This window comes from Dactylosporangium sp. CS-047395 (assembly GCF_050942185.1).
In the GTDB taxonomy this organism is placed as follows: Bacteria; Actinomycetota; Actinomycetes; order Mycobacteriales; family Micromonosporaceae; genus Dactylosporangium.
The window spans coordinates 6524194-6540733 of the sequence record NZ_CP192015.1; the positions used below are offsets into that span (position 1 = coordinate 6524194).

Sequence of the window (16540 nt, forward strand, 5' to 3'; positions counted from 1 at the left end):
CCCGGCCCCTCGATACCGGGACTTTCGGCCCTGCCGGCGCGCCGGGTCCAGGCGGACGGTGGACCTATGAGCAGCATGCGCCGCCCGGATGCGCGGTGCCCGCTCCGGCCGGGCCAGCCGTGCACGCTGTGTCACCCGAACGCGTCGGGGCCGCAGGACTGTCCGGTGGTGTACCTGGTGATGAGCGATCCCGAGCTGCGCGCCGAGATGCACGCGTTTCAGCTGAGGACGGCCCAGCCGCGCGCGGGCAGGTGAACCCGGTCGCCGTCGAGCGTCCCGTTGCCGGCGGCGTGGATGCTCGCGCCCGCGGCCGGTACCGTGGCCGGTTCTTCGGCCAGATTGAGCGCCGCGATCAGCGCACCCTCGCCGGTCGCGGTGCGCAGCACGGTCTGGCGGTTGTCCAGGTGCACGACGTCCGTGTGGGCCCGAACGACCCACGGCCGGTCCCGCCGCAGGGCGAGCAGCTGCCGGTGCACGCGCGTCAGGTCGTTGTCCGGCAGCGGCTGCGCGGGGAACTCCGGCCGCACCGCGTCGTCGCCGCCGAGCCGCTCCTCCTTGACGCCGGTCCAGCCGTACTCGTCGCCGGCGTAGATGCTCGGCACGCCCGCCACGGTCAGCAGCACCGCGAGGGCGTGCGGCACGAAGTCCGGTCCGACCGCCGAGGCGATCCGTGACACGTCATGATTACCGGTGAACGTGGCCGGAACGAACGTGGCCAGCAGGTCGTTGTGCCGCTTCAGCGCGTGCGCGAGCTCGAAGAAGTTCCGGTCGGCAATGCCGTGCCACAAGCCCTGCCACAGCTCGTACTGGGTGACCGAGTCCATCGTGGACGCCCGCACGATGCCCGCGTAGTCGCCGTGGATGATCTCGCCCACGAACCAGGTCTCGGGGTGCCGCTCGCGCACCCGGGGCAGCACGGCCGCCCAGAACTCGTCCGGCACCGCGTAGGCCGCGTCGAGCCGCCACGCGTCGGCGCCCCGGTCCAGCCAGTGCGTCATGACGCGCACCACGAGATCGGCCACGGCGGGCGAGGCGTGGTCGAGCACGACGAGCGAGTCGTGTCCCTCGAATACGGCCGGGTTCACCATTTCCGCCACGAGCGGATGCCCGCGGCCCACGTGGTTGAAGACGCCGTCGAGCTGGACGCGCAACCCGCGCGCGTGGGCGGCGGCCACGAGCCGGTCGAAGTCGGCGTCGTCCCCGAGCCGCGGGTCGATGCGGAAGTGGTCGAGGGTGTCGTACCCGTGCGTCTGGGAGGCGAAGATCGGGCCGAGCGCGATGCCGTCGAGGCCCAGTCCGGCCACGTGGTCGAGCCAGCCCTCGATCCGCCCGAGGCGATGCGTGACGCCTTCGACGGGAGATTCGGGGCGCACGGGCGCGCCGGTGAAGCCCAGCGGGTACAACTGCCACCACATCACGGTCAGTCAGCATAAACCGCGTCGAACCAGGCGGCCGCGGGGGCGACCTCCGCCGCCGGGTCGAGGGCCTGGAAGTGCTCGCTGCGCCAGCCGAGCCGGCTCGCCATCTCGTGGGCGACGGCCCACCGCCACGCCTCCTCGCCGTGCCGCGAACGTCCATAATGGACAATCTCGGCGAGCCCGGGCGCGCCGTGCCGGTGCCAGTCGGCGGCAAGGCAGGCCACGTCGGTGGCCCCGCTGCCGATGCCGAGGTTCTCCAGGTCGATCAGCCCGACGATGGTGTCGCCGTCGGTGAGGATGTTGCCGAGATTCAGGTCGATGTGCACGTAATCGAGCGCGGCCGCCGGCGTCCGTGACATGTCCACCGAATCGCGGACACGTGCACACAATGCGCGCGCGTCCGCCCCGAGGGCAGCGGCGTTGGCCCAGTAGCCGGCCGCGTCGTCGCGGACCACCTGCGTGAGCCAGGCGTTGTAGTCGCTGCGGTGCGGCCCGGCCGGCGCGGCCCGCATCCGGTCGAGCAGCGCGAGCACCTCGTCGAGCAGCCCGGGGGTCGGCCGGGCCGGGCGGCCGGGCAGGCGGGGCTGCAGCCAGGCGTACCCGCCGCCGGGCATCGTCCCGTGCGCGAGCACCGGCGCGGCCGGAATCCCGCGGCTCCGCAGCTCGGCGATCTGCCCGGCGACGTACGGGATCTTCTCGGGCAGATCCGGGTCCAGGCCCCACTTCACGACCACCTGCTCACCGCGCCACCGCGCGAAATAGGTGCGCCGCTGCCCGTGCTGGCCCGGCGTGGGCCGGAGGTCTTCGAGCACGCTTTGATCGTACGGGGACTCAGTCGATGCCGTTCGCCTTGATGACGCCGGCGTACCAGCGGGCGCTGCGCTTGGGGATGCGGCGCTGGGTCGGGTAGTCGACGTAATACACGCCGTACCGCACGCCGTAGCCCGACGCCCACTCGAAGTTGTCCATGAAGGACCACGGGAAGAAGCCGAACAACGGCACCCCCCGCTCCAGCGCGGCGTGGGCGGCCCGGATGTGCCCGTCGAAGAATGCGATCCGCTCGTCGTCGGCGATCTCGCCGTCCGGTCCGGGATAATCGTGCAGCGCCAGGCCGGTCTCGGTGACGACCAGCGGCAGCGGCGTGTACTCCTTGGCGACCCGGTCGAGGATCTCACCGAGCCCCTCAGGGTGCACGCCGATCCCGGTCACCGTCGGGTGCGCGGGCGGGATCCGCTGCCAGCCGCCGCCGCCGTCGGCGCGGACGTGGTGGCGCTCGTAGTAGTTGATGCCGAAGAAGTCCAGCGGGGCCGCGATGCGCTCGAGGTCGCCGTCGCGGACGAAGCCGAAGTCGGTCACGTGGGCGTAGTGGGCCTCGGCGTCCGCGGGGTAGGCGCCGCGGAAGAGCGGGTCGAGGTACATCCGGTTCTCGTGCAGATCCACCTGCCGGGCCGCGTCCAGGTCGGCCGGGTCGTCGCTCGCCGGATGGACCGAGGTGAGGTTGCAGGTGATGCCCACGGCGCCGGTGACCCCGCCGGCGCGCAGGGCCGCGACCGCCAGCCCGTGGGCGAGCAGCAGGTGGTGGACGGCCGTGACCGTCGTCCGCTCGTCGCGCAGCCCCGGCGCGTGCCGGCCCTCCAGGTGGCCGACGACCGCCGAGCAGTACGGCTCGTTGAGCGTGAGCCAGTACGGCACGCGGTCCCCGAGCCGGTCGTGCACCACCGCGGCGAAGTCGGCGAAGTGCGCGGCGGTGTCGCGGTTGGCCCAGCCGCCGCGGTCCTGCAGGGCCTGCGGGAGGTCCCAGTGGTACAAGGTGACCATGGGTGTGATGCCCCGCTCCAGCAGGCCGTCGGTGAGCCGGTCGTAGAAGTCCAGGCCGGCCGGGTTCACCGGGCCGGCGCCGCCGGGCACCACGCGGGGCCAGGCGACCGAGAACCGGTAGGCGCCGACGCCCAGCTCGGTGAGCAGGTCGAGGTCGGCGGGCCAGCGGTGGTAGTGGTCGCAGGCCACGTCGCCGGTGTCGCCGCGAAGGACGGCGCCCGGGGTGTGGCTGAAGGTGTCCCAGATGGACGGTCCGCGGCCGTCCTCGGCGGCGGCCCCCTCGATCTGGTAGGCGGCGGTGGCCGCGCCCCAGATGAACCCGTCGGGAAATCGCATGTGTACGAGCCTTTCTACAGGAAGCCGCGGGCCGCACGACGGCGGCGGCCGAGCGCGTCGAGCACGACGGCGATGACGAGGATGACGCCGGTGGCGATGTTCTTCACGGCGGCCGGCTCACCGAGCAGGTCGAGCCCGTTCTGCACGCTGCCGACGACGAGCGCGCCGAGGATCGCGTGGTAGATGCGGCCGCGGCCGCCGAACAGGCTGGTGCCGCCGATGACCGCCGCCGCGATCGCGTTGAGCTGCAGGGTGCCGCCGCCCAGCGCGTTGGACGCCGAGAACTGCCGGGAGGCCTCGACGACCCCGGCCAGCGCGGCGATCGCGGAGACGAGCACGAAGACGACGACGACGGTACGGGCGACGGGAATGCCCGCCCGCCGGGCCGCCTCGCGGTTGCCGCCGATCGCGGTGACGTGCCGGCCGAAGGAGGTTCCGGTCATGAGCACCCCGGCCGCGCCCGCGAGCGCCAGGAGGAGCACGAAGACCCAGGGGATCCCGAAGTACGAGTTGAGCAGCCACGTCACCGCCAGCACGACGACGGCCACGAGGACCAGCGCGGGCACCTCGGCGGGCAGCGGCGGATTGGGCAGCTCGTGCCGGGCCCGGCGCGCGCGGCGCAGCGCCCGCAGGCCGGCGAACCCGGCCACCACCAGCACCGCGAGCACCCAGCCGAAGCCGGGCACGACGTAACTGGAGGCGATCGAACGGATCGCGGTGTCGCGGATCGGGATCTGCCCGCCGTCGCCGACGAGCGCGAGCTGCACGCCCTGCCACACGAGCAGGCCGGCGAGGGTGATGATGAACGACGGGATGCCGGCCGAGGTGATGACGAGCCCGTGCAGCAGCCCGATCACGGCGCCGGTGGCGACGGCGGCCGCGATCGCGAGCCAGGCCGGCGCGCCCTGATCGGCGATGAGCCGGGCCAGGACCGCCGCGCTGACTCCGGCCACCGCGCCGACGGACAGGTCGATCTCGCCGAGGATGAGCACCATCACCATGCCGACCGCGAGCGTGCCCAGCACCGCGATCTGCAGCAGCAGGTTGGAGAGGTTCCGCGCGGACAGGAAGTTGTCGTTGAGGGCCTGGAAGATGCCCCAGACCAGGACGAGTCCGATGAGGACGGTCGTGGTGCCGCTCGCCTTGCGGATCACGTGCGGCTCCCGGTGATGGCCGCGACGACGTCGTCGGTGGTGTGGACGCCTGGCTTGAACTCCCCCGCGTTGCGGCCCAGCCGCAGCACGGTGATCCGGTCGGCGACGGCGAACACGTCGGCCATGTTGTGCGAGATGACCACGACGGCCAGGCCGCGGTCGCGCAGCCGGCGGATGAGGTCGTACACCATCGCCGTCTGCGCCACCCCCAGCGCCGCGGTCGGCTCGTCGAGCAGCACGATCCGGGAGCCCCACAGCGCGGCCCGGCTGACCGCGATGGCCTGGCGCTGCCCGCCGGACAGCGCCGAGACCGGCTGCGCGAGGTCCGGCAGGTGCGCGGACAGGTCGGCGATGATCGCGGCGGCGTGCGCCTGCATCCCCTCCCGGTCCAGCAGCGGCGAGCGGCGCCGGCGGCGCTCGCGTCCGAGGTACAGGTTGGCGGTCACGTCGAGGTTGTCGCAGAGGGCGAGGTCCTGGTAGACGGTCTCGATGCCCAGGGCCGAGGCCTCCTTCGGCGAGCCGATCGTGACCGGCTCGCCGCCGAGCAGGATCTCGCCCGCGTCGATGCGGTGGGTGCCGGCGATCGCCTTGACGAGGGTGGACTTGCCCGCACCGTTGTCGCCGACCAGGGCCACCACCTCGCCGGCGGTGGCCGTGAAGCCGACCTCGGTGAGCGCCGCGACGCGCCCGTACCGCTTGACGACGCCGCGGAGCTCGAGGGTGGGCGGAGCTACAGCTTGCACTGGTCCGCCGCCAGTCCCGCGCAGATCTTGTCCTTGCTGCTGTACCCGTCCTTGATCACCACGTCGGCGATGTTCTCCTTGGTGACGGCGACCGGGTCGAGCAGCAGCGCCGGGACCTTGCCCGTGCCGTTGTCGACCGTGCTCGTGGTGAGCGCGGTGGCTCCCGCCCGGTCGCCCTTGGCGAGCGCGACGGCGATCTTCGCGGTGGCCTCCGCCTCGGCGCGGATCGACTTGTACACCGTCATGGACTGGTTGCCGGCCATGATGCTGCCCAGCCCGGCGTCGGTGGCGTCCTGGCCGGTGACGAGGACCTTGCCGTTGAGCTTGCGGGCGGTGAGCGCCGTGATGACGGCGTTGGCGAGCCCGTCGTTGGGCGCGATCACGCCTTGGACGTCGTCGCCGAGCTTGGTCAGGCCCTGCTCCATCGCGGCCTGCCCCTTGGCCGGGTCGAAGCTCGGGGTGTCGGACTCGTAGCCGAGCTTGAGCCGCCCCGACTGGAACGCCGGGTCGAGCACCTTGTGCGCGCCGGCCTTGAACTCCCGGCCGGGCCCGGAGGTGATGTCCCCGTTGATCATCGCGACGGTGGCCCCCGGCGGCAGCTTGTCCAGCAGGTACTGGCCCTGCAGCTCGCCGACCTTCTCGTTCTGGAAGGAGACGTACGCGGCCGGCACGGCCCCCTCGACGGCGCCGTCGTAGGCGATCACCTTGGCCCCCGCGGCGTCGGCCTTGGCCACGATCGACGCGCCCGCCTCGGCGGTGAAGGGGCTGACCACGATCACCTTGGCCCCGTTGGTGAGCGCGGATTCGGCCTGCTGCAGCTGTACCGCGGCGTCGCCCTGGGCGTTGTTCGCGATCACCTTGACGGTGGGGTCGATGGCCTTGACGGCGTCGGTGAAGTAGGGCTTGTCCTTGCTCTCGAACCGGTCCGCGCAGGTCGAGCACGGCATCAGGAAGGCGATGGTGAGGTCCTTGGTCGTGTTGTCGGCGGCCGGCGAGCCCTGCGTGCAGGCGGCGGCGGTGACCAGGACCAGGGCCAAGACGAGCAGTCGTCGCAGCATGGGGGTGTCCTTTACAGGGGTGTGAGGCGCTCGATGCCGGCGCCGGACTCGATGAGCTGATGGATGGGCAGCGTGGCCGCGCCGAGCACGGCGGCCTCGCGCCCGAGCTGGGAGCGCACGAGCACGACCTCGCCGCCGGGCTGGTCCAGGGCGTAGGCGCGCACCGCCGCCTGCAGCTCCACGAGGAGCTCGGCCGCGATCCGGTCGCCGAACCAGCCACCGACGATGATCTTCTCGGGGTTGTACAGGTTGACGAGGTTGGACAGCGCCAGCCCGAGGTGGCGCACGAGCCCGTCGATGGCCCGCTGGGCCGCGGCGTCGCCGGACCGCCAGGCGGCCAGGATCGCCTCGACGCCGTCGGTCTCCCGCCCGAGCCAGGTCTCGTCGGGCCCCCGCCACTGGTTGAGCACCGCCGACGCGCCGACGAACGTCTCGACGCACCCGGCCCGCCCGCAGCGGCAGTGCGGCCCGTCGAGGCTGATCTTCGTGTGGCCCCACTCGCCGGCGCTGCTGGAGGAGCCGCGGTACAGCCGGCCGTCGGTGATGATGCCGGCCCCCGCGCCCTCGCCGATGAGCACCATGACCGCGTGGTCGGTGTCGCGGGCCGCCCCGAACCAGGCCTCGGCCTGCGTGGTCGACTTGGCCCCGTTGTCGATGAACGCCGGGATGCCGAGCCCGTCGCCGAACCCGCCGAAGTCCACCCCGTGCCAGCCGACCACCTCGGCGTGCACGAGCTGGCGGTCCTCCTCGACGATGCCCGGCACGCCGAGCCCGAGCCCGACCACCCTGTCCGCCCCCACGCCGAGCTCGGCGAGCATGGCGGTGACCTGATCGGTGATCGCGGTACGCGCCTCGCCGACCTCGATCCGCCGCCCCTTGAACGGGTACTCCCGGGCGGCGAGCCGGTTCAGGCCGAGATCGAACAGCTCGACCCCGATCTTGGTCTCGCCGACGTCCGCCCCGACGACCAGTCCCGCGTCGTGGGCGACCCGCACGATCGCCCGCCGCCGCCCGCCGTCGGAGTCCAGGAACCCCTCCTCGCGCACGGTGCCCTCGGCGAGCAGCTCGTTCATCACGTTGGTCACCGTGGCCGCGGACAGCCCGGTCGCCGTCCCCACCCCGCTGCGCGACGTGGGCCCGTGCAGCCAGACGTGCCGCAGGATCAGCGCTCGGTTGCGCCGCCGCACGTCCTTGACCGAAGCCTTCTTCGCCACCGCCGGTCCTCCAACCCTTGGTTCAATGATTGTTTTATAGTCTGAAATAAGTCCGCGCACAATCCCCCGGTTGACGCCGGGGAGCCGCTATACCTAGATTGCTAGGTATGGACCTGCGGGGGCATCTGGACCTGCTGCTGCTGACCGCCCTGCGCCGGATCGAGCCGGGGCACGGCTACGCGCTCATCACGGCCCTGCGCGAGCAGTCGGACGGCACCTTCGACCTGCCGGAGGGCACGGTCTACCCGGCCCTGCACCGCCTGGAACGCGACGGCCTCGTGCAGAGCGAGTGGAGCACCGACTCGGGCCGCCGGCGGCGCGTCTACCGGCTGACCCCGGCGGGCGCGGACGCGGTCACGGTCAAGCAGAAGGAATGGACACTCTTTCAAGCCGGCGTACGCGCCGTGGTGGAGGGATGGGCGTGAGCGAGATCGACTGGTACCTCGACGACCTCTTCAACCGGCTGTCCGGGCAGGGCGCCGCGGGCCGCCGCATGCTGGAGGAGGCTGCGGACCACCTGCGCTCGGCGGCCGACGCCCACATCGCCGCGGGCCTGCCGCCGGAGCAGGCGGAGCGCGAGGCGGTACTGAACTTCGGCGGCGCGGGCGAGGTCGCCACCCAGCTCCTGCACGTCCACGAACCCACCCGCCTGGCCGCCGCCGCCTCGACCGCGACGGCAGTGGCCGGCCGGACCCTGCTCATGCTGGCCGGCTGCCATGTCGTTGCCGGCCTGAGCCTGGGCATCTGGGGCGGCAGCGCGTCGATCGCCCGGCAGACGACCTGGATCGGGGCCGCGCTGCTCCTGGGAGCCCTGGTACTGCTGGCGGCGCGGCGGCCGGCTCCGCCGTTCGGCTGGCTGGGGGCGGCGGTGATCACGCTGGGCGGCGTCGCGGCGCTGGTCGACGTGCCGCTCGCGCTGGCGCTGACCTCGGGCGAGACCAACCTGCACCGGCACGCGGCCGCGCTGCTGACAGGCTTCGCCCTGGCCAACCTCGCCGGCGTCGGCCTGACGATGTACGCCCGGCACACCCATGCGACCCGCCGATCGGCCCCGGCACCGACGAACGCCACGGTGGCGTAGGCCCACAGCCGTCACTTACCGCAGAGACGCCAGTTCGAGGCTGGTCAGTGCGACGTTGCTCTCGTCGTTCGAGTCGGGGATCCAGTATCCGGAGCGCACCGTGTATGTCCCGGCGACGAGGTCGATCGGGAGGCATTCCGGCTCGCGGACCTTCGGCCCGTAGAGACTCGCGTCGAACATGAGGCACGGACCGGCGCAGTTCCACGTGACGACCTTGGCCCACTCGACAGCCGATCGGGCGCGAGCTGCGGTCTGCAGGGCGCCGAGCCGGAACCCCTCGCCCATGTCCTGCACGAACAGGCGCTCCGCGGCAACGAAGGCCGTAGGACACCCGCCGTTGGCCAGGACCAAGGCCTCGACCCCACGGACGTCCACAACGTCGGCGTAGTCCTCGACCGTCTCGCAGATACGCCAGTAGTCCGTCTCCTCCTCGTCGATCTCATCGTCGCCATCCGGCCCGTAGGAGCCCGCCCAGAGGTGAACGGACTCCTTCGGCAACAGGATCAGCGGGCCACCGAACGACTGCAGCCAACGCATCTCGACTCCAACCTCACCCCGGTATCAGCAGACCGCTTGCGGTCTTGGCCCAGCCGGCACTCTTGAATCGTGTGGGCACCAGCAACCCCATAGGATTCTTGCGGAAACCGGAGGGCGTTCCACCGGTCAGCAGTTTCATGGCGAAGTTACCCTGCTGGGTCGCGCAGCGGCCGCAGTGCGGGAACAGCTCCTGTGGTGTTCCTTCCGGCACCAGACTGCTGATCGGCTGATGATCCGGAGTCCAGAGCCCTGAGGATCGGGGAACGTCGGCTCCGCAATGATGGCAACCGCGTGCCGCCCCGTCGAGCTGGATCGACTTGAATTCCGCGACGTTGTATTTGCCGAAGGTGCTGACCGGGACGCCCTCGCCCGCGTTGTCACCGGGAAACAGCAGCTTGCAGGAGTCCGCCTTGTTGATGTTGTGGACGAGGAGGGGAGTTGTGCCCGCGAGCACATAGAAGGTGTGCGTGTCCTGGACGGTGAGGTTGTGGACCGTCGCCACGGCGCCGTACGCCGCCACGGCCAGGATGCGGACCCTGGCCCCGTCGGGCGTGAGCAGGGTGTCGCCCGGACGCAGGTCGGCCGTGTTGCGCCACTCCTGGGCACTCGCCACCCAGATCGGGTGGTTGTCGGTCGCGGTGAACGAGGCCGTCCTGCCCCCGTCCGTCGCGACCGTGACCTCGACGAGCCGCTTATCGCCGGCGCCCTGGATCGTCGTGGTGACGGGCTTCGGTTCCGTCGCGCCGGTGGCCGGGTCGGTCGCGACCACCTCGTCCCCGACGTGCAGATCCTCGATCGGCTTCGTGGTGCCGTCGGCCATCAGGACCGGGGTGCCGGGCAGCAGGCTGTTGCACGTATCCGCCTTGCCCGCGTCCGCCACCGCCTCGCCGGCGTCGTCGGCGCTCGCCGGTATGTCGTCGGCGGCCTTGCCCACGTCGTCGCCGTGCTTGGCGGCCTGCTCGGCCACGTCGTCGGCCTTCTTCGCGGCCGCCTCCGCCGCCGCTGCCGCGTCGTCGGCCTTCCGCAGGATCGCCTTCGCCCAGGCGAGTTTCTCCTTGAAGGCGTCATAGGCCTTGTACGCCCGTTCAATCGCCTTGGCAATCTTCGGTAGCTTCGCGATCTTCGCCCAGGGAATGAAGTTGGACGCCACGCCGACGCAGGCGAGGATGTCGCCCTTGGTGAAGCAGTCGCGGATGTCGTTGATCCCCAGGACCTCCATGAGGATCTCGCCGCCCGCGTCGATGACGATGTCCAGCAGTGGGGTGTCCTTGATGATTTTGGCCTTCTCGACCTCCTCCTGCGAGACGCCCCCGGTGTTGCTGTTGGTGTTGGAGCCGCCCGTGGTGGTCGAGCCGCCGCCGGCTGCGGCCTTCTCCTCGCGGCGGCGCTCCATCACCTCGCCGTCGGACTCGGGGCGGCGGCCGGAGGGGTCGGCGCTGGAGACCGGGCTGTTGTTGGCGTAGGAGTACCCCTGCATCATCTGGGGGTTGTAGAAGTCCTGCTCCGGGTCGACCGAGATGAAGCGGCCCAGGGCCGGGTCGTACTCGCGGGCGCCGAGGTGGGTCAGGCCGGTCGGGTCCTGCTCGCCGCCGAGGTAGCCCTTCGTCGTGGGCCACGTCGCCGGGGCGGTGCCGCGCTGCTGGCCGAAGGGGGTGGTGCGGCGGACCTGGTACTCCTGCGTGCTCTCCTTGATGACCAGGTTGTTGGTGCCCAGGTGGTCGCTGCAGGTCCACGACAGGCCGCTCGCGTCGCGGACCGCGACCGTCTGGCCGGCGTGGGTGTAGTACCTGGTGGTCTTCGGCTTCGTGGTGCCGGTGGCCAGGCGCAGGTCCTCGCCGCCGAGGTAGAGGGTCGCGCCCTTGGCGTCCTTGCGGATGATGCGGTTGCCGCCGGCGTCGTAGACGAACTCGGTGCTGTCGCCGCCCTCGACGACCTTGCTGAGTTCGCCCTCCTTGCCCCAGGTGAGCGTCTGCGGGGTACCGGTGGCGCTCAGGCGGTTGATCGTGTCGCCGACCTGGTTGTAGCCGTAGTTCATCGTGCGCACGGTGCCGCCGGGCTCGGTGACCTCGACCGACGTGACCGAGTGGGGCCTGGTCGCGTCGTCGTACTTGTACCGCCGCTCGGTGTTGCCGGCCGCCGTGTGCTGAGTCTCCTTCTGGCGGCTGCCGATTTTGTCGTACGTCCAGCTGTTCCAGTACGGCGCCGGTCCGCCGAGCGCGGTGGCGGCCGGGGCCGGGGCGCAGTCGCCGGAGGTCGGGGTCCAGGCCTCGGTGAGGCGGCTGCGGTTGTCGTGGGTGAAGCACTGGGTGTCGCCGGAGCCGGCAGCGACCCCGGTGTCCTTGATGGAGCTGATCAGGCCCCGGCCGTCGTAGTCGTACTTGACGTCGGACAGTAGCGCCGGCGCGTTCTGCGCGTAGACGCTGGAGCCGTCGAGGCGGCGGGTGCCGTCCTTGAACGTGAACGTCTGCGCGACGACCTTGCTCGCGAACGCCTCCGGGCCGTCGTAGTCCAGGGTCAGCCGCTCGATCTCGCTGAACTTGGTGTAGTCGGTCCCGGCGGCGTAGTAGCCCAGCGCGGAGTACGTCTGCGTGGGCAGGCCCAGGTCGTTGTAGGCGAAGCGGACCTGCTCGGCGTCGAGGTCGCCGCCGGCGTTCGGGTACGTCACCGACGCGGGCGAACCGTCGACGTTGTACGTGTACGAGGTGTCGTAGGCGCCCTGGAACGGCACCGTCTTGCCCGACGGCGGCACGATCTGCAGCCGGGTCATCAGGGGCCGGTAGCCGGCGTCGTAGGAGCGGACGCCGGTGATGTACTGCGCGCCGTCCTGGTAGCGCACCGCGTAGTTCGGCAGGCCCTTGTAGCCGGTCGGGTCGTAGAAGTTCTCGGTCCGCTTGGCCCCGGTGGTCGAGCCGTCGTAGGTGGTCTTGAGCCGGCCGAGCTTGTCGTAGGCGTACGCGATGACCGTGCCGCGGGCGTCCTTGGTCGAGGTCACCTGGCCCGCGTCGTTGTAGCCGATCTCGCCGGTGCCCTTGTCCGGGTCCTCGGTCTTGACCAGCCGGCCCTGGCGGTCGTAGTGGTTCGTCCAGACGGTGCCCATCGGGTCGGTGACCGTCTCGAGCTGACCCGCCTTCGTGTACGTGTACCGCGTCTCGTCACCGCTGCCGAGATCGGTCAGGCCGGCGTGCTGAATCACCTTGAGCGTCTCGCCGCGGGCACCCTTCACCGTGGTGGCGGCGACCCCGTACGGCGGGATGACGGTCGTGCGCTCGCCGCGGTACTGCGTCGTGGTGCGGTACTGCTCGACCCCGAGCCGGTAGAACGCGTCGGCGACCGGCCGGCCGGCGGCGTCGTACTCGGTGACGTTCATGCCGGGCACCACGTTGTCGGCCACGCCGAGCAGTTCCGGGCCGGGTGCGCCGTCGTTGTAGAAGGCGCCGTGCTGCTTGACCACGAAGCCGCGGTTGTCGTAGACGGTGTCGGTGACGATCCGGCCGCCGCCGGGCGCCGGGACCTGCGTCTGCCGCGGGCGTTGCAGGCCGTCGAAGATGTCGTACGTGGTCACGTACGCGCCGTTGGGCCCGAGCGCCCTGGTGCTGGTGACGATCGGCTTGTCGGCCTCGACGGTGTAGCCGAACTCGGAGATCGGGCCGTAGCCGGCCGACCGCGGCCGGTCGATCGACCAGGCCTTCGCCAGCCGGCCGAGCGGGTCGTACTCGAGCTCGGTGAACTTGGTGTTGGCGTCGGTCTGCCTGGTCGCCAGGCCCCAGGCGGGCTCCAGGGTCACGCTCGAGACGTGGTCGAGCGGATTCTTGTTCGCGATCTGGGTGACCGGGCCGCCGACCTCCGGCGTGTACGTGGTGGTCGTCGTCCAGCCGAGCGCGTCGGTGCTGGAGGTGCCGCGGCCGTAACCGTCCACGGTGGACTTGCCGGTCATGTAGTAGACCGGCTGGCCGCCGGTGTAGTCGCGCAGGGTCTGCGTCTCGGTGACCGTGCCCTTGGTCGGCGCCGCCCCGTAGCCCTGGTTGTCGTACAGGGTGAGGGCGTCGGACAGCACGTCGGCCGGGCGGTTCGGAGTGGCCGCGCAGGACACCGAGACGGTCTCGGTCCGCGTGGGCAGGTTGAGGATCCACGCCCCGGTGTTGCGGGCGTAGGTGAACCGGGTGCACTGGTCGTCGTCCGATGTGGACACGTCGCCGCGGTCCTCGACCTGGTCGACCGTGCCGTACGAGTCGAAGTGCTTGCTGGTCTCCATGGTGCGCCAGGTGCCGTCGGAGAGCAGGCCGCGCACCACGGTCCTGGTGGTGTTGACCCGCCGGGCGGTGACGTTGCCCCAGTCCCGGTTGCGGGTCGCGGTGGCGTCGGAGCGCCACGGGTCGGTGACGGTCGAGGAGACCTTCGCGCCGCCCGGGCCGAAGCCGATCACCTCCCGCGGCATGCCCGCGTACTCGTCCTCGTCGGGATAGCTGCCGCCGAACGAGTCGGACACCGAGACGCTGCGGAAATTGTTCGTCCCGGGCAGCTTGTCGCCGTTCATGCCCTGGAAGTACCGGGTCTCGGAGACGGTCGGGGTGGCGTTGGTGGCGCCGCCGAGCGTGCGCACGACCGGGTAGCCGCGCCACTGCCCGTACGTCTTGTACTTCGGGTCGACCAGGCCGTCGTTGTCGTCGAGGCGCCAGGCGGCGTTGCCGGAGTACTCGTAGCGGGTCACCACCGGCGGCTGGGCGGTCACCCGGTCGGTCTCGGTGACCTCCTTGACCACGTACTTGTGGAACCAGTCGGTGTCGGTCGCGGTGTCGCTGCCCGGCCGCGGCGACTTCACCGGCATGCAGCGCTTGGTGTTCGACTCCGGGGCCGGCATACCGGCGGCGTAGGAGCACTCCTGTTCGGAGTACGTGACGGTGAGCTGCCCGCCGCTCTCGTTGTTGACCCGGGCGACCCGCCACCAGTTCATCGTCGAGTTGGTGTCGTTGGGCCGCATGACCCGGTTGGACAGCTGGACACCGTCGAAGTTGACCTCCGGCAGCGCCTTCTCGCCGCCGACGTGGCCGGTGTGGGTGATCGCCTCCAGCCACAGCCCGGCCCGGGTGCCGTCGCCGGGCGACGGGAACTCGTGGCGCAGGGTCCAGGAGTCGACGTCGCGATAGCCGCCGGCGCCGTTGGCGACCTGGGTGGTGACCTTCGCGAGCCGCTTGGTGGTCCAGAACGTCGGCGACCACTTCTCGTCGCACGGCGCGGCGTCGCACTTCTGGTCCAGCGGGGTGTCCGGGTAGTTCTCCGGGTGCGAGTAGTCGCAGGTGGACCCGGGCACGCACCGCTCGGCCACGTCGAAGACGACCTGTGCGACCGGCGCCGCGCTGAACAGCGTGTCCTCGCGCTGGCCGTACTCGGCGCGCTTGAGCCAGCCGCCGCGGGTGTAGCCGACCGGCTGGTCCTTCTTGAGGTTGGCCGCGTAGAGGTTGCCCTCCTTCTCGTACCAGTACGACATGGCGTTGCCGTACGGGTCGATCACCTCGTCGAGCTGCCACCGGTACGCCTGCTGGCAGGACGATCCCGCGAAGTCGCCGGCCTTGAAGCAGGGCTCGCCGGCCTGGTTGCCGTAGACCGGCGACGTCCACGTCGAGTTGGTCTCGTTCTTGCCGGCCGCCCAGCCGGGCAGCCGGTTGCGGCCGAAGAAGTACTGCGTGCCGCCGGTCGTGGTGACCTTCCAGTACTCACCGTCGTCGTCACCGTTGACGGCCCCGGTGAACCGCTCGATCTTCGAACCGTCGTCGCTGCGCAGCTTCCACGCACCGGTCGCGTCGTCGCGGATCAGCTCGCCGCCGCTGCCGTTGAGCGACATCGTCGCGTTGTCGGTCGCCCAGCACTGGTCGCCGGTCTTCTCGGTGGTGTTGCTGCCGGTCATGTCCTCGGCGCACGGCTTGTAGCGGCGCTCGATGAAGCCCGGGTGGAAGTCGAAGCCCTCGCCGATCATCGACGGCTGGTTGTTCGTGGCCGACGAGCGGCCGTCGACCGAGGACGACGAGTAGGACAGGGCGATCGAGGGGGTCGGGCCGCCCAGGCCCGGCGGCACCCGCAGCGGATAGCTCCAGCCGAAGTTGCCCGTCGGGTTGCCCGCGCTCCAGGTCGACGACGGCGACAGCGAGGTGGCGGCGAACGAGCCGGTCGGGCCGGACGCGCCGGCGACGGCGGCGAACAGGGCGCCGGAGGACTTGAGCTCGGCCGCCGACGGTCGCGCGACGGATGGATCCTCGAGCCGATGTGGTACCGCATAAGCCTTCGCCGGCAGCGCCACCTCCGCGGTCAGCTTGCCGGACCGGGTGTCGTTGCGTGACGACGGCAGGTCGACCGGGCGGCAGGCCGCGGCGGCCGGGGTGCTCAGCGCGCACTCGGGCACCCGCACCAGGTGCAGGCGCTGGGCCCAGTCGCCGCCGTAGGTGTTGCGGAACGACGTGTAGTCCAGCTCGACCGAGGCGCTCGCGGCCGCGGTGCCGCCGTCGGCGCGGGCGATCCGCCAGACGGGGCCGCGGATGCCGGTGCGGGCCGTGGCGGCGGTGTCGAGGAACTCGACGCGAACCTTCGACGGCGCCGGGTTCTGCGCGTCGGCGCCGGCACCGACCGCGAGCGGCAGCGCTCCCGCCTTCGTGCGGGCCTGGGCCGACAGGGTCGTCTCGGCGCTGGCCGCGGCCGGGGCGGCGGCTGATCCCTGGTTGCCGTGCAGCGCGGCGGCCAGGACGGGATCGGTGTCGCGGGCCTTGGCCGCGACCGGGCCGCCGGGCACGGACTGCTCGACGTGCAGCGACGGCGGCGCGGGCGGCGCCGCGAAGGCGGTCCCCTCACCGAGGACACCCACCACGGCCAGGACGGCCACGCTCGCGAGCATGGCCCGCAACCGTTGCCGCAACGGCATCCTGGAATATCCAAATTGGACACCTGGCGCGCTGACACCGAGCACGGCGGCCCTCCCCCATACAGAGTCGTCGAAGCGACGCGGACGTTACTGCCATCCACGATCGTCAGTCAACGGGGTGCCGAACGGCCGCCGGATGTGAGAGGCTCCGCGCAGAACTGCGCGCGTGACGACCACGGGGAGGAACGACCATGCGCCGCTCAACCGGGTCCTGCCTGCGGTAGACACCCGCCCTTCACCTGAATTTCGTCCGAGGCCGCTCATCGTCCGAGCG

General features: G+C 71.3%; 12 protein-coding genes. 3 read left to right on the forward strand and 9 right to left on the reverse strand.

Annotated features, from left to right (window positions below):
* Positions 1–75 precede the first annotated feature (75 nt).
* Entirely contained in the window at positions 76–255 is a 180-nt protein-coding gene (locus tag ACQP00_RS30725; protein WP_433224046.1) for a DUF6767 domain-containing protein, read from the forward strand.
* Here the strand turns inward: ACQP00_RS30725 and ACQP00_RS30730 are convergent.
* The 7 genes from ACQP00_RS30730 to ACQP00_RS30760 are packed head-to-tail and all read right to left on the reverse strand — an operon-like array spanning position 219 to position 7741.
* Entirely contained in the window at positions 219–1415 is a 1197-nt protein-coding gene (locus ACQP00_RS30730; RefSeq protein ID WP_433224048.1) for an alpha-amylase family glycosyl hydrolase, read from the reverse strand. The two genes, ACQP00_RS30725 and ACQP00_RS30730, sit on opposite strands and share 37 nt — an antisense overlap.
* Before the next feature lie 5 nt (positions 1416–1420).
* Positions 1421–2230 (reverse strand): phosphotransferase, encoded by an 810-nt coding sequence (locus ACQP00_RS30735; protein WP_433201553.1) that lies wholly within the window; start codon positions 2228–2230, stop codon positions 1421–1423.
* A gap of 19 nt (positions 2231–2249) precedes the next feature.
* Entirely contained in the window at positions 2250–3572 is a 1323-nt protein-coding gene (locus ACQP00_RS30740; protein ID WP_433201556.1) for a GH1 family beta-glucosidase, read from the reverse strand.
* 14 nt (positions 3573–3586) lie between these two features.
* On the reverse strand, positions 3587–4726 hold the full coding sequence (locus ACQP00_RS30745; RefSeq protein ID WP_433201559.1) for a sugar ABC transporter permease: 1140 nt from the start codon (positions 4724–4726) through the stop codon (positions 3587–3589).
* Positions 4723–5469, reverse strand: coding sequence for an ATP-binding cassette domain-containing protein (locus tag ACQP00_RS30750; protein WP_433201562.1), 747 nt, complete (start codon positions 5467–5469; stop codon positions 4723–4725). Before ACQP00_RS30750 ends, ACQP00_RS30745 begins: the two co-directional genes overlap by 4 nt.
* Entirely contained in the window at positions 5457–6527 is a 1071-nt protein-coding gene (locus tag ACQP00_RS30755) for a sugar ABC transporter substrate-binding protein (protein WP_433201565.1), read from the reverse strand. Before ACQP00_RS30755 ends, ACQP00_RS30750 begins: the two co-directional genes overlap by 13 nt.
* A gap of 11 nt (positions 6528–6538) precedes the next feature.
* Complete coding sequence (locus ACQP00_RS30760; RefSeq protein ID WP_433201568.1) at positions 6539–7741, reverse strand: ROK family protein; 1203 nt, start codon at positions 7739–7741, stop codon at positions 6539–6541.
* A gap of 107 nt (positions 7742–7848) precedes the next feature.
* On the opposite strand from ACQP00_RS30760, the gene ACQP00_RS30765 reads away from it, so the two are divergent.
* Complete coding sequence (locus ACQP00_RS30765; RefSeq protein WP_433201571.1) at positions 7849–8166, forward strand: PadR family transcriptional regulator; 318 nt, start codon at positions 7849–7851, stop codon at positions 8164–8166.
* Positions 8163–8822, forward strand: a complete 660-nt coding sequence (locus ACQP00_RS30770; protein ID WP_433201574.1) for a permease prefix domain 1-containing protein — start codon at positions 8163–8165, stop codon at positions 8820–8822. Before ACQP00_RS30765 ends, ACQP00_RS30770 begins: the two co-directional genes overlap by 4 nt.
* A 15-nt stretch (positions 8823–8837) precedes the next feature.
* Here the strand turns inward: ACQP00_RS30770 and ACQP00_RS30775 are convergent, their stop codons facing one another.
* Complete coding sequence (locus tag ACQP00_RS30775; protein WP_433201577.1) at positions 8838–9359, reverse strand: Imm21 family immunity protein; 522 nt, start codon at positions 9357–9359, stop codon at positions 8838–8840.
* Positions 9360–9372: 13 nt separating this feature from the next.
* Positions 9373–16239 carry a polymorphic toxin-type HINT domain-containing protein gene (locus ACQP00_RS30780; RefSeq protein WP_433201580.1) on the reverse strand — a complete coding sequence of 2289 codons (6867 nt, stop codon included), beginning with the start codon at positions 16237–16239 and terminating at the stop codon, positions 9373–9375.
* Between the last annotated feature and the right edge of the window lie 301 nt (positions 16240–16540).

Coding starts and splice junctions, on each gene's coding strand:
- ACQP00_RS30755 (WP_433201565.1), bottom strand. CDS start 6,527: ATGCTGCGACGACTGCTCGTCTTGGCCCTGGTCCTGGTCACCGCCGCC.
- ACQP00_RS30725 (WP_433224046.1), top strand. CDS start 76: ATGCGCCGCCCGGATGCGCGGTGCCCGCTCCGGCCGGGCCAGCCGTGC.
- ACQP00_RS30740 (WP_433201556.1), bottom strand. CDS start 3,572: ATGCGATTTCCCGACGGGTTCATCTGGGGCGCGGCCACCGCCGCCTAC.
- ACQP00_RS30780 (WP_433201580.1), bottom strand. CDS start 16,239: ATGCTCGCGAGCGTGGCCGTCCTGGCCGTGGTGGGTGTCCTCGGTGAG.
- ACQP00_RS30775 (WP_433201577.1), bottom strand. CDS start 9,359: ATGCGTTGGCTGCAGTCGTTCGGTGGCCCGCTGATCCTGTTGCCGAAG.
- ACQP00_RS30730 (WP_433224048.1), bottom strand. CDS start 1,415: ATGTGGTGGCAGTTGTACCCGCTGGGCTTCACCGGCGCGCCCGTGCGC.
- ACQP00_RS30765 (WP_433201571.1), top strand. CDS start 7,849: ATGGACCTGCGGGGGCATCTGGACCTGCTGCTGCTGACCGCCCTGCGC.